Source organism: Methanothermobacter defluvii (assembly GCF_003385755.1).
GTDB lineage: Archaea > Methanobacteriota > Methanobacteria > Methanobacteriales > Methanothermobacteraceae > Methanothermobacter > Methanothermobacter thermautotrophicus.
The window spans coordinates 75,667-90,291 of record NZ_QREL01000004.1 but is presented as its reverse complement, the minus strand read 5'-3'; the positions used below and the strand labels follow the sequence as shown (position 1 = coordinate 90,291).

Genomic DNA, 14,625 nt, shown 5'->3' with positions numbered 1-14,625 from the left:
TGTATTTATTATTGGTCTTATTGGTATTTATAATTTTAAATGCCGTTCACCGAAAGACTTTTATATTATGATGTCCATTAAGTTGTTTTTCTTACAAAAATATATTTTATTTTTGGAGGCATAAAACCCATGAGAAAGGCCCTGGAAATATTCTGGAAGGATATGAAGACCGTTAAAAACAGTCCAGTTGTACTCTTCGTAATCGCAGTTATAATCTGCATCCCGGCGCTCTACGCCGTATTCAACATCCAGGCGACCCTTGATCCATACTCAAGGACCTCCAGTATAGAGGTTGCTGTTGTCAATGAGGACAGGGGAGCGGATTTCAATGGCACACACATGAACGTGGGTGCAGAATTTGTCAGTGAACTCAGGAAGAACAGAAACTTCGACTGGCAGTTCGTTGACCGATCCGATGCAATGGACGGCCTGAGGAAGGGAAGATACTACGCCGTTCTCATAATACCTGGAAACTTCAGCTCTGACCTCCTCTCAATAAAGAACGGGACCCCCAGACAGGCAAGTATAAAGTACATGGTGAATGACAAGTTAAACCCTGTTGCGCCAAGGATAACAAACGCTGGGGCAGATGCCCTCCAGGCAAAGATAAACAGTGAAGTCGTTAAAACCATTGATGGAATAGTATTCGGTAAGATAAGCGAAGCAGGTGAACTTGCAAGGGCAAACAGGGACGATATACTCAGGACAAAGAGATTCATCAATGAACTTAATGGGAACCTCGGTAAAATCGATGAAACACTCAGCACCGCCAACTCAGACCTGGAAAAGGGACAGAATCTGTGGTCCTCACTTAAAACAGATCTACCAGAAATCAGAGACAACGCCAACTTTGTGAAGGAGAAATACAGCCTCCTTGAAAGTTACATCGGGAAAGACCCTGCAAAGGCCCTTTCAACGGTCCAGAGCATGGAGTCACACCTATCAGAGGCAATAACCTCAATGAAATATCTCCGGGCGGTTCTTGCCAGCCTTTACTCGGCCACAGGAGACCCAAAACTGAAAACAGCCATTGACCAGATTGATACAAATGTAGAGAAGGCCAGTTCAGTTCTCGGGATATTGCAGGCAATTGAATCTGATCTCAAAACAAAGGGCACCACTGACCGGATTGTGAAGCTTAAGGCCTCCATCGACAGGATGGACAGCGCCCTCAACAAACTCATGGACAGCAGGGACGAGATAGACGCTGCAATGCAGGATGCTTCAGCGAAGCTGGGTATGGCAAACGCCAGATGGCCGGCCATGAGGTCAGCCATCCAGGATGCCAGCAGAAAGCTGAACATGATCAGCGATGATGACCTCAACAGCCTCGTTAAGCTGGCTGACATTGACCCCTCCGCTGTGAGGGAGTACTTCAGGAGCCCTGTGAGGATGGAGAAAGAGCACATCTATCCTGTGAAGAACTATGGATCTGCACTGGCACCATTTTACATACCCATATCCCTGTGGATAGGCGGTATAATCGCAGTTGCAATGATAAGCATGAGGGTGAAGTACGGTGACTACAGTAGCATCCAGGTCTACTTCGGTAGGATGGGCCTCTTCATAATAATAGCAGTATTCCAGGCCCTCGTTGTTGTTGCCGGTGCAATGTTTCTGAGGGTGCAGACCACGGGAAGCATGCTACTGCTGCTCACATCCATCTATGTGAGCATATGCTCCATGCTCATAATATATTCACTGACCTCTGCCCTGGGAAATGCCGGTAAGGCCCTATCAATAATAATTCTTGTACTCCAGATTACCGGTACCGGAGGTATATTCCCTGTGGAACTGCTACCCCCATTTTTCCAGGCGATACACCCCTACCTCCCCCTCACCTACGCTGTTGGCGCCCTGAGGGAGGTTGTTGGTGGTGTGATCTGGAGCATCTACTGGACGAACATTGCAGTTCTCAGCCTCTTCCCGGTGGCAACCTTCATTATCACGGTTCTCGTCAAGGAGAAGATGGATAAGAGGGCTCACTGGATGGAAAGCAAGCTGGAAGAAAGCGGTCTTTTCTGATAAACCCTGATTCTTTTATTTTTATTTTTTAGTCCCAAACATCAGCTGATTCTCTACCACTCTGAAGTCATGCAACAAAACAGACCCGGACACAGAACTAACAGGGCCCTTCACAGAGACCTGATTTTATTTGAACAAAAATTCAGGGCTGTGGATTCTCATGCTTTGTTGTTTAACCTGAGATCCGGGTAAAAAAATTAAAGGATTAGATGGAGAAGATCCCTCTTAAAGACCAAGTTCATCCTCTTCCATCCTTTTCTCCTCTTCCTCCCACCTGAGTTCTTCCATTATCTGTTCTTCCTCATCTTCACCGCCCCGGTTCCAGTTCACCAGGCCGTAGATAACGCAGAAGACTGTTATCAGGATGCAGAGGATATATGCGCCCCATACCCATGGGTCAGGTATTCCAAGTACCATGCTTGACCTCCACTAAACTCCGTTAAAACATTTCTGGATGTGCTCATCAGAGGGTGGTTCCGTAAGAAGGCTGACAGCCACCATGAAGATGGCTGAGACCGGCACACCCACCAGTATCGGGTCCACCACCGGCCATGGCATCGCTGCTATAACCGGGCCCCCGAAGAGTGCCTTGGCAATTCCAAGGGCCTCCGCAGTCTTCTTGTATTCGAAGAGTAACCAGAACAGACTTACAATGGCTCCTGAAACCATTCCGGCTATCGCACCCTGCCTTGTGGCCCTCTTCCAGAATATGGCTGCAACATAGACCGAAAGGAAGGATGCTGCACATATCCCGAAGAAAAGGGCTGTTCCCTGTGCAACTATGCTTCCTGGTAGCAGGTAGCCGAGGACCACCGCTATAAGTACCGCTATTATTATGCCTCCCCTTGTGATGAGGACGGATCTATCACCCTTCCTCCTTCTTACTGTCTCATAGACGTCCCTACCTATGGCAGTCCCCTGGACATGGAACTGGGCACTGAGTGTTGACATGGCTGCTGAGAGCAGCGTCAGCATGAAGATGTACGAGAACCACTCGGGCATGGCAGACTTTATGAAGAAAGGTATTATCTTATCTGCGTTTCCACCAGCAGCCTGCACCGCTATCATGCCCATCTTCCTGAAGAAGTAGACATTTGAAAGTGCCCCAACGACGTAGGCGCTCCAGGTCATCACGAATATGAAGAGTGCGCCTATTAGAACACCTCTGTTGAGCTCCCTGTTGGATTTCACGGTCATGAACCTCACTATGAGCTGGGGCTGTGCAAGGACACCCACACCAACACCAAGGATTATTGTTGAGAGGAGCGTCCACCAGTAGGGGCTGCCATATAAAGGCATGCTGGTCCAGCCAGTTGCCCCTATTGCCCGGGCCTTGGCGGGTATGAGGTGTGAAATGTTTGTGAGTGCCTGATGAGCGTCCACAACTCCGCCAAGAAGGTAGTAGGTCGATACAACAAGGAATATCATTCCAAGGAACATTATGGTGCCCTGAAGGGCGTCGGTGTACATAACACCCCTTATACCTCCAAGAACAACATAAACAGCCACTATGACAGCCATCAGTATCAGGGCGATGCTGAAGTCCAGGCCAAGGGTTGTTTCAATGAACCTTGCAGCACCTATCAGGACAACGGATGCATACAGGGGCATTCCAAGAAAGATTATGGCCCCACCAAAGTACTGAAGGAATCTGCTGTTAAATCTCCTCCCCAGGAATTCCGGGAATGTGAGGGCCGACATGTTGTGGCCCATCTTCCTTGTGCGCTTACCAAAAAACACGAATGCAATGAATACACCTACAAGTATGTTGAGAAACACGAGCCAGAGTATACCCATCCCAAAGACACCTGCCATTCCACCGAAGCCGACGATGGCCGCCGTGCTTATGAAGGTGGCTCCATAACTCATGGCCATGATGTAGGGGTGGGTCCTTCTACCGGCCACCATGTAGTCCTCTGAGGTCTCTGTCCTTCTCCATGCCACGTATCCAACGTAGCCCACAAGAAGGAAGTAGATGAGAACGACGATACCGAGTATTAAAAGATCCATTCAACATCCTCCTTTAAATCCATCAAATTATAATTAATGATAATGACAGTTAACATATAAGTCTTTAGAGACAGAAAAAACAAGAAAGCTCATCGAAGGAGATCGAAATGATATGGAACCCTGAAGCCGAATGTATGAGTCAGGAAGAAAAACAGGAATTACAGCTCAGGAGGCTCCAGAATACAGTCAAAAGAGCCTACGAAAACGTGCCCTACTACAATAAGCGTCTGAAAGATGCAGGAGTATTCCCCGAGGATATAGAAACCCTTGATGACATAGAGAAGCTACCATTCACCACAAAGAATGACCTCAGGGAGGCCTACCCCTTCGGCATGTTCGCGGTACCTGACGAGGAGATAGTGGAGGTGCATACATCATCAGGGACAACAGGTAAACCCGTTGTATCAGGTTACACCAGCAGGGACCTTGAAATATGGTCTGAGGTGATGGCAAGGGCCCTGACAATGGGCATGGCCACCAGGAAGGACCGCATACAGAACTGCTACGGCTACGGACTCTTCACAGGAGGTCTGGGTGTGCACTACGGGGGCCAGAAAATCGGGGCCACGGTGATCCCCATCTCAGCAGGTAACACAAAGCGCCAGATTGAGATAATGCAGGACTTTGGCACCACAGTGATAACATGCACACCATCCTATGCACTCTACCTTGCAGAGGTCCTTGAGAAGGAGGGTGTGGATATCGGTGAACTGAACCTGAAATCAGGGATATTCGGTGCAGAGATGTGGACCGAAGAGATGAGGGAAACCATAGAGGCCAGGCTGGGCCTCACAGCCCTTAACATCTACGGCCTCACAGAGATAATAGGTCCTGGAGTCGCGATGGAGTGCACAGAGAAGAAGGGACTCCACATTGCAGAGGACCACTTCTACCCCGAGATAATAGACCCCAAAACCGGGGAGAAACTCCCCAATGGAACAAAGGGGGAACTCGTCCTTACAACACTCACAAGGGAGGGCATGCCAGTCCTTAGGTTCAGGACCAAGGATATAACAGCCCTCAGAGATGGTGAATGTGGATGCGGCCGCACCCTTGTAAGGATGGACAGGATAACAGGTAGAAGCGACGATATGCTCAAGATCCGTGGCGTTATAGTGTTCCCGTCACAGATAGAGAGGGCCCTCCTCAAGATAAAGGGACTGGAACCCCACTACCAGATAGTTGTAACAAGGCCAGAGTTCCTTGATGAACTTGAGGTCCAGGTGGAGGCATCCCCCGAGCTCTTCTCAGATGAGGTTAAACACGTTGAAGAGGCCAAGAGGATGATAGAGAAGCATATACACAGTGAGATAGGCCTCAGGGTTAATGTGACACTCGTGGAGCCAGGAAGTCTTCCCAGGAGTGAGGGTAAGGCCATCAGGGTCATAGATAAGAGGAAATTTGACTGAAGACCTGAGAAAGGGTTAATGGATTGAATGAAGGCTAAGAGGTGTTTTGAATGAAACTGAAACAGATATCTGTATTCCTTGAGAACAGAAAGGGGAGATTGAAGAATGCCATCCACGCCCTCTCAGAGGCAGGCATCAACATCAGGGCACTTTCAATTGCAGACACATCCGAGTTCGGAATACTCAGGATGATAGTCTCCGACCCTGAACTGGCCAGGAGGGCCCTTGAGGAGAGAAACTTCGTTGTTAGGGTCAACGATGTGATAGCCGTGGAGGTCCCGGATGAACCAGGCGGCCTTGATGGAATACTTGGAGTCCTCACAGACCATGACATAAATGTTGAATACATCTATGCCTTCGTTGAGAAGAAGGGTGAGAAGGCCGTTGTGGTCATAAGGACAGAGGATGTGGATGAGGGCATAAGGGCCCTTGAGGATGCAGGTATACCCGTCCTGTCCTCGGATGACATCCTCATCCTCTAAAACCCCTCTCAGAAGCATCAGACACTGACACTCATTCTAACAGCATCTCAGGACTCAGCTGCAGCCTCGAATCCATTCCTGAATGCCTTCAGATTCACATCAATCAGTCTGGATGGCAGGTTATCCCTCATGGAACTGATCAGTGACTCCGATTCGAGAGGGAATCCCCGGGTGGCTGCTGCAGCTCCAAGCATCACCATGTTTAGGGAGAGTATGTGACCTGCCTTCAGGGCAATTTCCTCTGCATTGAATCCCCTGACACTCCCTGCCCTCTCCTCAAGGGTTGACATGATCTCATCAAGTGGCGGGTAGGGGTGCGGGCTCCTCATGAGGTTGAAGGGTGGTATCACTGACGTGTTCAGGATGACCTCTGATTCTTCAGACATCTTTGGAAGGGCCCTGATGGCCTCAAGTGGTTCGAAGGCCAGCACAAGATCGGCTTCTCCATCAGGGATGATGGATCCATGAACTTCACCAATCCTTATCTCAGTTGAGACTGACCCTCCCCTCTGGGCCATCCCGTGTATTTCACTCATAACGACGTTGATGTCCTTTTTCATTGCAGCCTCACCGATTATGACCGAGGTCTTTATTATGCCCTGGCCGCCCACGCCACAGACGTAAATATTGTAGTTCATCCTTTTCCCTCCGGTTTTATTGCTCCTGCGGGACATATCTGGAGGCATACACTGCATCCCCTGCACTTTAGAGGGTCTATGAACACCTCCCCCTCACGGGTCACCATCGCAGGGCAGGCAAGGTCCCTGATGCATTCCAGACAGAGATCACATTTCTCCCCATCAACAGCCATTGGCCTCCCGCGGACCGCTCCAGAGGAGAGCATGCAAGGATACTTTGAGATCACCACAGCCACGGATTCATGTTCCAGGGCCCGTTTAACTGTTTCTGATGTTCTTTTTATGTTCATGGGGTTCACCGTCTCCACAAATTCCACTCCAGAGGCCCTCACTATTTCCTCAATGGAGATCTCAGGGGCCTCATCACCCATCCCATCTACAGGCAGGCCCGGGTGTGGCTGACCACCCGTCATGGCCGTTGTCCTGTTATCGAGGACAACCAGCACAAATCTCTGCTTGTTGTGCACAGCATTTATGAGTGGGGGTATGCCTGCATGGAAGAATGTGGAGTCACCTATGAAGGAGACTATCCTCTGGGTGGTCGCGGCTGAGAATCCACAGGAGGTTCCTATGCTGGATCCCATGCTCAGGAGGTAATCTGCTGCAGAGTATGGAGGCTCTATTCCAAGGGTGTAACACCCTATATCTGTCGGGAATATGATCTCATCCCCTGAGAGTTCCAGTTCATCAGCAGCCCTCCTCACGGCGTAATAGAAAGCCCTGTGCGGACATCCCGGACAGAGTGAAGGAGGTCTTTCAGGTATATCCGGGACATCACATTCCCTTTCAACTGATGGTGCGCCTGTAAGCCCTGATATGGCTTTTCTGAGTATGTCCTCATTGTACTCGTATATCTCAGGGAGTGTGCCATCAAGTTTTCCATGGACATCAAGGTCCAGGCGGGCGGATCCCGCTACTGCAAGGACCTCCCTCTCCATTATGGGGTCAACCTCCTCAACAACCAGGACACGTTTAAGGCCTGAGAGGAACTCCTCCACAAGTCCTGCAGGGAATGGATACGTGAATCCAAGTTTGAGTACCGGTAATTCAAGACCAAGGGATTCAAGAGCATCGTATACATAGTTGAAGGCCCCGCCTGAGGCCACTACCCCAAGTTCTGAATCACTGCCCCCATTGAATACTCTGTTGAGTTCTGATTCATCTGCACGTATCCTCAGTTCCTTCATCTTATCAACAAGTTTCCTGTGCATCACCCTCGCGGTGGCAGGTACCGGTACAAATCGTTCCGGGTCCCTCCTGAAGAACCCCTCTGAAGGTTCACGCATCCTGCTGCCCACCTCAACCACTCCCCTCATGTGGGATACCCTGGTTGTTGTCCTCAGGAGGACCGGCAGGCCGTAATCCTCTGATAGTTCAAAGGCATGGTTCATGAATTCCAGTACCTCCTGGGGATCTGATGGTTCCAGGAGAGGGACGCATGCGAGGCGGGCGTAGTGTCTGTTGTCCTGCTCGTTCTGGGAAGAGAACATGGATGGGTCGTCGGCTGTGAGAACCACCATGCCAGCCCTCACACCGGTGTAGGCTGTGCTCATGAAGGAGTCAGAGGCCACGTTAAGGCCGACGTGTTTCATGAAGGTGAATGATCTGACACCTGAGGCAGCTGCAGCTGCAGCAACCTCCAGGGCCACCTTTTCATTCACAGAGAATTCAAAGTACATTCCTGCCCTCTTTGCGATCCCTGAGAGCACATTGCCTATCTCCGATGATGGTGTTCCAGGGTAGGTGCTTGCAACCCCCACCCCTGACTCTATCGCTGCCCTCACAGCAGCCTCGTTGCCAAGTAAGAACAGTTTATCGCCCTCTCTGGCGTTAAGTATATCCTCCAGTTCCATTAAATCACCTTGATGATGGTATATAAAGCTGATCCAGCCAAATCTGAGGAACCCATATGATATTCTTCACAATATCCTCAGCTGATCCAGCCAAATCTGAGGAACCCATATGATATTCTTCACAATATCCTCAGCTGATCCAGCCAAATCTGAGGAACCCATATGATATTCTTCACAATATCCTCAGCTGATCCAGCCAAATCTGAGGAACCCATATGATATTCTTCACAATATCCTCAGCTGATCCAGCCAAATCTGAGGAACCCATATGATATTCTTCACAATATCTCTTTAACTGTTGATGGACTCCGGTGTTTGATTTTATGTTGAGTGCTGAACTTCTGATAACACTATGAAGATACCACTCAGCAGGACGCGCCGGTCCCGGAGCACTTCCAGAATACATATGTCTGTATTGTTTAAAAGATTATCAGTTAAAATCACAAACCTTAATATGTGTTGATAAACAATTAAAATTCAGTTCATTCTGAAGTTTTTCATATGAGTCAGCATGGAGATGGAAATGATAAATATCAGGGTTTTAAGATTTGAGCCGGGTGTAGATGAGAAACCACACCTTGAAAGTTATGAAATACCCTCAAAGGAGAACATGAAGGTCCTTGACGCCCTTCAACTAATAAATAAAATTCACGGAGCCAATATTGCATTCAGAAGCTCCTGCAGGGCAGGGCAGTGCGGTTCATGTGCTGTTAAGATGAATGGAGAAGTTGTGCTGGCATGCCGCGCTGAGGTGGAGGATGGTGCCATCATAGAACCCATCGACCTCCCCGTTATAAAGGACCTCATGGTCGATCGTGGAGAAATAGAGGAGAAGGTAAAGTCAATGCAGTTATATCTCCAGGCATCCTCTGAGGGAATCCAGAGGATCAGACCAGAGGATTACCTGGACTCCAAGAAGCTCAGGGGATGTATTGAATGCTTCTCCTGTATAAGCTCCTGCCCCGTTATAAAGGAGAGTTCAGAGTACGCCGGGCCCTACTTCATGAGGTACCTGTCCAAATTCGCCTTCGACCCCCGTGACACTGGCGACAGGGCACAGGAGGGCGTGGATAAAGGACTGTACTGCTGTACAACCTGCGGTAAGTGTGCAGAGGTCTGCCCCAAGGAACTCAATGTGCCCGGTGATGCCATTGAAAAACTGAGGGCAATGGCGTGCAGGGAGGGTTCCGGGCCCCTCGATGCCCACAGGAGAATCAAAAAACTTATCTCAGAAACAGGAAGATCCGTTGACAGGATAAAGGATGGTTTCATTGAATCAGTCGGCAAAAACCCCGGGTCACGGATAGGTTTCTTCACCGGCTGCCTGGTGGATTACAGGATGCCAGAGGTTGGAATGGCACTCCTCAGGGTTCTCAGGGAGCACGGCTTTGATGTTGACGTCCCGGAGGGACAGGTTTGCTGCGGATCACCCATGATAAGAACCGGGCAGGTCGACATAGTTGAGGACCTTGTTGAGAAGAACAGGAGGGCCCTCAGGGACTATGATACCATAATAACCGTCTGTGCTGGCTGCGGCGCTACCCTGAAAAAGGACTATCCACGCTACGGTGTTAAGCTGAACGTCCTTGATATAAGTGAATTCCTTGCAGACAGAATCGACACCATCAAAATGAAGCCAGTGAATATGAGGGTGACCTACCATGACCCCTGCCACCTCAAACGGGGCCAGGGAGTTGAATTCGAACCTAGGAAGATCCTGAGGAAGATACCAGGCCTCGAATTCGTTGAAATGGAGAAACCTGATCAGTGCTGTGGATCCGGTGGTGGAGTGAAGTCAGGTAAGCCAGAGATAGCAGAGGCCCTCGGCAGGAAGAAGGCAGATATGATACGTGAACTCGATGTTGACGCTGTTGTAACAATATGCCCCTTCTGTCAGCTCCATATCAGGGACTCCCTTGACCTTGCGGGCCTGGAAAAAGTCAGGGTCATGAACATACTTGAACTCCTGGACCTTGCCTATTCCGATTAAAGGGTTGAGAGACATGGAAGCCCTGGAAATGCTGGCAGAAAATATCAGCGTTGTCTTCGTCGAACCTGAAACCCCTGGAAATATCGGGTTCCTGGCAAGGGCAATGAAGAATTTTGGTCTGAGGACCCTGATCCTCATAAACCCCTGTGAACTCGAGGATGAAGCCTACTATCAGGCAATGCATGCAAGGGACATCGTGGAGGGTGCCCTGATTTATCGGGACCTTCATGAGATGATAGATTCCCTGGAGCCTGACTTCCTTGTGGGGACCACCGGCGTTCCTGGTGGCAGTTACAACGTGGACAGGATCCCCCTCAGACCATCACAGCTTGCAGATGCTATCAGGCCCTCCTCAGGGACCTTCATACTATTCGGGCGCGAGGGTGACGGTCTTTCCAATGAGGAGATAGGTCTCTGCGACATGGTTGTGAGTGTACCGACCTCAGAGGAGTATCCGATAATGAATATAACACATGCTGCAGCCATAATATTCTATGAGCTGTTCAGAGATAGGGAATTCAGATGTGAGGGCCTTGAAGAGGCCTCTGCCATGGAAAAGAGTCTTCTCCTGGAGGAAATGGATGAGATACTCTCGCTGATTGACATCCCGGAACATAAGCAGAGGGTGGCCTCGAGGGTGTTCAGGAACATCACCGGAAGGGCCTTCATAACCGCAAGGGAGGCCCACACGCTCAAGGGAGTCCTCAGGAGAATAAAGAACCGGATGAAAGGTTGATGGTGATTCTCTGTGCCCTTCAGTATCCCTGAGAATAAAGAACCGGATGAAAGGTTGATGGTGGTTCTCTGTGCCCTTCAGTATCCTTGATATCCTTGGGATGGCTGCATTCATCCTCCTCATCATACTCCTACCTGCAATTGTCAGGATGAGGATCTTCTCAGCCATTGAGGGGGCCATAGCCGAGCTCGAGGATATGGAGGGTGATGCCATGAAAATCCTGGCAGAACTTGCAGAGCCTGAGGACCCCAGGACCCTTGAGGATTACCTTGAATTCTTCATAATCCCGCCATCAGATATTGATCCAGCAGGGCTGGCAGATAGGTACCGCCGGCTCCTTGAGATGGGTGATCTGAGGCTCCAGAAACTTGTTGAAAGGTTTCCACCCGCTGCTGATACCGAAAGGAGGGCCTCCATCATCATGTGCATCAGGGTTGCTGCAGGAATGAGGGGGATACTCAAATTCCTCAGGCACAACCTTGAACTTGCAAGGAAAACCGGGAACCTTCAGATCCTTGTGGCACTCCAGATGAATCTTGAGCTGATCATGCGAACCGCCAGGGCCTACATGGACGGCTGCAGGGCCATATCACGCTGCCTTCCCATAGGTGATGGTGCAGGTCCCCTCACTGCAGGGATGCTGATAGAGAACAGGGACCAGAGGGAGCACCTGCATGAAATGGTCTATGTTAAAAAGAGGTTTATGGGGAAGGAAGTTGGTATTCTGAGGCCCAGAGGTCCCGGTTCAAGGCTCGGGATGATGATAAAGGCCATGGAGGAAATCCTTACCCGCGATGAGTTTGATGAGATAATAATGGTTGATGCTGCTGCAAAGCTTGAGGGCGAGAAGACCGGGGCTGTGGCCTGCGGTATGGGTGTGGCCATCGGCGGGTCCGGTGTTGAGAAGTGGTTCATAGAGAACATGGTGCTGGAACATAGAACCCACTCCATCATAATAAAGATGTCCCCTGAGGAGGCAATGAGTCAGATGCCAGAGGATGTCCTGGAGGGCTGCAGGGTGGCCCTTGAACAGATAAAGGGGATCGTCTCTGAATCCGATGCAGACTCCATCCTCATAGTGGGTACCGGTAACAGCAGCGGCATCCCTGACTCCGTGGAAAACCCCGATGAAATCAAGGTTAAGAAGGAGGATAATGGCAGAGATTAGAGAGGAGATGTTTTTAATGGCGATACTCAGTGACCGTGACATAAAGAGGTACATCGAGGAGGGCCTCATCACCATAGACCCCCTTGATGACCCTGAAAGACAGATACAGCCATCATCGGTTGATCTCAGGATAGGTAATGAATTTAAGGGGTTCCGGGTTATAAGGAAACCCTGCATAGACCCCAAGGACCCCTCAGATATAGAGTCCTATATGGAGACATTCCATGTTGAGGACGGACCCTTCATAATACATCCCGGTGAATTCGCCCTTGCAACAACCCACGAATACATAGCCCTGCCTGAGGACCTTGTTGCCAGGGTTGAGGGTCGTTCATCCATCGGGAGGCTTGGTATAACCATGCATGTCACAGCAGGGTACATAGACCCCGGTTTCCATGGAAGGATAACCCTTGAAATATCCAATATAGGTAAGATGCCAGTTGCACTCTACCCCAGACAGAGGGTGTGCCAGATAGTATTCGAGACAATGACGTCTCCAGCAGAGCGACCCTACGGGCACCCCTCACGTGACAGCAAGTACATCGGCCAGACAAGGCCCCAGACAAGCAGAATAAAGGATGACTATGAGATAAGAAACTCCAGACTGTAGAAGGGAGTGATTAATGTGAACCATGAAAGAACCATGACAGTTGCAAGGAAAAGAGGTTTCCTCTGGTCTTCATTTGAAATTTACTCAGGTGTTGCAGGTTTTGTGGACTACGGTCCACTGGGGGCAACACTCAAGAACAAGATAATGAACCGCTGGCGTGAATTCTATGTTGTGAGGGAGGGTTTTTATGAGATAGAATCCCCCACAATAATGCCTGAGGAGGCCCTCAAGGCATCTGGACACGTTGACCACTTCAATGACCCCATGACCCAGTGCAAGGAGTGTATGGATGTCTACCGTGCCGATCACATCATTGAGGACGCCACCGGACGCGACGTTGAGGGTCTTGAGAACCAGGAACTCACAGAGATTATATCAGATGAGGGGATAAGGTGTCCCAGGTGTGGAGGCCACTTAACCCATGTATGGAGCTACAACCTCATGTTTCAGACCCTGATAGGGGCCAGGGGTAAGAAGACAGGTTATCTGAGGCCTGAAACAGCCCAGGGCATATTCATACCCTTCAAGAGGCTCCTGAGATTCTTCAGGAACCGCCTGCCCTTTGGCGTTGTCCAGCTTGGTAAATCCTACCGTAACGAGATATCCCCCAGACAGGGAGTTATAAGGCTCCGTGAATTCACACAGGCAGAGGCAGAGATATTCGTGGACCCTGAAGACAAGACACACCCCGACTTTGAGGAGGTTAAGGAGGACATCCTCAGACTGTACCCTGCCAGTAGACAGATGGAGGACTCCGGAACTGTGGATATGACAGCCTCTGAGGCCCTTGAAGCAGGTGTGATTTCAAGTGAAGTCCTTACATACCATCTATGCCTCGCAAAAAGGTTCCTGATGGATATAGGTATCCCCGAGGATGCCCTGAGGTTCAGGCAGCACCTTCCATCTGAAATGGCACACTATGCAATTGACTGCTGGGACGTCGAGGCATTTACAGATTCCTACGGCTGGATAGAGATCATAGGGATAGCTGACAGGACCGACTATGATCTCAGGTCCCATAGCCAGCACAGCGGGGAGGATCTCAGGGTTTTCATAGAATATGATGAGCCAAGGAGAATTAGGAAACGTGCCGTGAAGCCAGACATGGGCAAACTTGGCCCAAAATTCCGTAAGGATGCCGCCAGGATAGCCAGTGCCCTCAGTGAGGTTGATGTGGATGAAATAGAGAAGGCCCTCGATGAAGAGGGAAGGTTCATCCTTGAGGGTGAATTCGAGATACTCCCTGATGATGTAAGTTTTGAGGATGTTGAGGAGGTTGTGACTGGCAGGAAGGTGTATCCCCACGTCATAGAGCCCTCCTTTGGTATTGACCGTATAATCTACACGCTACTACTGCACTCCCTTGTGGATGATGGGGAGAGGACCTACTTCCGTCTCCCACCCCATGTTGCACCGGTTGAGGTGACTGTCCTTCCACTGGTGAATCGGGAGGAGATGGTGATGACCGCCCTTGAGATAGAGAGAAACCTCAGAAGGTCAGGTTTTATTGCAGAATTTGATTCATCAGGAACAATAGGAAGGAGATATGCCCGTGCAGATGAGATAGGTGTCCCATTTGCAGTTACGGTGGATCATGAGACCCTTGAGGATGGTACAGTGACCCTTCGAAACCGTGATGACTGCAGTCAGGTACGGGTTAAGATTGAGGAACTGGTCCCCACACTTGAAAAACTCAGAGGATAA

Annotated in this window: 12 protein-coding genes; 8 read left to right on the top strand and 4 right to left on the bottom strand. The window is 49.9% G+C overall.

What is annotated here, in order from left to right:
• The first annotated feature begins 129 nt into the window (after positions 1-129).
• Positions 130-2,025 carry a YhgE/Pip domain-containing protein gene (locus C7452_RS08860; protein WP_115892886.1) on the top strand — a complete coding sequence of 632 codons (1,896 nt, stop codon included), beginning with the start codon at positions 130-132 and terminating at the stop codon, positions 2,023-2,025.
• A gap of 225 nt (positions 2,026-2,250) precedes the next feature.
• Here C7452_RS08860 and C7452_RS08855 read toward each other — a convergent pair whose 3' ends face one another.
• Both C7452_RS08855 and C7452_RS08850 read right to left on the bottom strand, forming a co-directional pair.
• Entirely contained in the window at positions 2,251-2,442 is a 192-nt protein-coding gene (locus C7452_RS08855) for a symporter small accessory protein (RefSeq protein WP_010877459.1), read from the bottom strand.
• A gap of 12 nt (positions 2,443-2,454) precedes the next feature.
• Positions 2,455-4,035, bottom strand: a complete 1,581-nt coding sequence (locus C7452_RS08850) for a sodium:solute symporter family protein (protein WP_115892885.1) — start codon at positions 4,033-4,035, stop codon at positions 2,455-2,457.
• A gap of 107 nt (positions 4,036-4,142) precedes the next feature.
• Between C7452_RS08850 and C7452_RS08845 the strand changes: the two genes are divergently transcribed.
• On the top strand, positions 4,143-5,444 hold the full coding sequence (locus tag C7452_RS08845; protein ID WP_115892884.1) for a phenylacetate--CoA ligase: 1,302 nt from the start codon (positions 4,143-4,145) through the stop codon (positions 5,442-5,444).
• A 50-nt stretch (positions 5,445-5,494) separates the two neighbouring features.
• The gene (locus C7452_RS08840) at positions 5,495-5,926 is read left to right on the top strand and encodes an ACT domain-containing protein (RefSeq protein WP_010877456.1); all 432 of its coding nucleotides are present in this window, start codon (positions 5,495-5,497) and stop codon (positions 5,924-5,926) included.
• A gap of 47 nt (positions 5,927-5,973) precedes the next feature.
• Here the strand turns inward: C7452_RS08840 and iorB are convergent, their stop codons facing one another.
• Entirely contained in the window at positions 5,974-6,564 is a 591-nt protein-coding gene (gene iorB / locus C7452_RS08835; protein WP_115892883.1) for an indolepyruvate ferredoxin oxidoreductase subunit beta, read from the bottom strand.
• Positions 6,561-8,417 carry an indolepyruvate ferredoxin oxidoreductase subunit alpha gene (gene iorA / locus C7452_RS08830; RefSeq protein WP_115892882.1) on the bottom strand — a complete coding sequence of 619 codons (1,857 nt, stop codon included), beginning with the start codon at positions 8,415-8,417 and terminating at the stop codon, positions 6,561-6,563. The genes iorB and iorA overlap by 4 nt, the downstream gene beginning before the upstream one ends.
• Positions 8,418-8,940: 523 nt before the next feature.
• On the opposite strand from iorA, the gene tfrB reads away from it, so the two are divergent.
• The 5 genes from tfrB (at position 8,941) to glyS (ending at position 14,625) form a co-directional block, all read left to right on the top strand.
• A complete protein-coding gene (gene tfrB, locus C7452_RS08825) occupies positions 8,941-10,407 on the top strand; it encodes a fumarate reductase (CoM/CoB) subunit TfrB (RefSeq protein ID WP_115892881.1) in 1,467 nt (488 codons plus the stop codon).
• 13 nt (positions 10,408-10,420) lie between these two features.
• A complete protein-coding gene (locus C7452_RS08820) occupies positions 10,421-11,143 on the top strand; it encodes a TrmJ/YjtD family RNA methyltransferase (RefSeq protein WP_115892880.1) in 723 nt (240 codons plus the stop codon).
• Positions 11,144-11,213: 70 nt separating this feature from the next.
• Positions 11,214-12,311, top strand: a complete 1,098-nt coding sequence (locus C7452_RS08815) for a DUF1512 domain-containing protein (RefSeq protein ID WP_115892879.1) — start codon at positions 11,214-11,216, stop codon at positions 12,309-12,311.
• 16 nt (positions 12,312-12,327) lie between these two features.
• Positions 12,328-12,921 (top strand): dCTP deaminase, encoded by a 594-nt coding sequence (gene dcd, locus C7452_RS08810; RefSeq protein WP_048061156.1) that lies wholly within the window; start codon positions 12,328-12,330, stop codon positions 12,919-12,921.
• Positions 12,922-12,936: 15 nt separating this feature from the next.
• Positions 12,937-14,625 (top strand): glycine--tRNA ligase, encoded by a 1,689-nt coding sequence (glyS, locus tag C7452_RS08805; protein WP_115892878.1) that lies wholly within the window; start codon positions 12,937-12,939, stop codon positions 14,623-14,625.

Bases quoted from the DNA above. Each gene is read 5' to 3' on its own strand.
- C7452_RS08860 (WP_115892886.1), top strand. From the start codon at position 130: ATGAGAAAGGCCCTGGAAATATTCTGGAAGGATATGAAGACCGTTAAA.
- C7452_RS08855 (WP_010877459.1), bottom strand. From the start codon at position 2,442: ATGGTACTTGGAATACCTGACCCATGGGTATGGGGCGCATATATCCTC.
- C7452_RS08850 (WP_115892885.1), bottom strand. From the start codon at position 4,035: ATGGATCTTTTAATACTCGGTATCGTCGTTCTCATCTACTTCCTTCTT.
- C7452_RS08845 (WP_115892884.1), top strand. From the start codon at position 4,143: ATGATATGGAACCCTGAAGCCGAATGTATGAGTCAGGAAGAAAAACAG.
- C7452_RS08840 (WP_010877456.1), top strand. From the start codon at position 5,495: ATGAAACTGAAACAGATATCTGTATTCCTTGAGAACAGAAAGGGGAGA.
- iorB (WP_115892883.1), bottom strand. From the start codon at position 6,564: ATGAACTACAATATTTACGTCTGTGGCGTGGGCGGCCAGGGCATAATA.
- iorA (WP_115892882.1), bottom strand. From the start codon at position 8,417: ATGGAACTGGAGGATATACTTAACGCCAGAGAGGGCGATAAACTGTTC.
- tfrB (WP_115892881.1), top strand. From the start codon at position 8,941: ATGATAAATATCAGGGTTTTAAGATTTGAGCCGGGTGTAGATGAGAAA.
- C7452_RS08820 (WP_115892880.1), top strand. From the start codon at position 10,421: ATGGAAGCCCTGGAAATGCTGGCAGAAAATATCAGCGTTGTCTTCGTC.
- dcd (WP_048061156.1), top strand. From the start codon at position 12,328: ATGGCGATACTCAGTGACCGTGACATAAAGAGGTACATCGAGGAGGGC.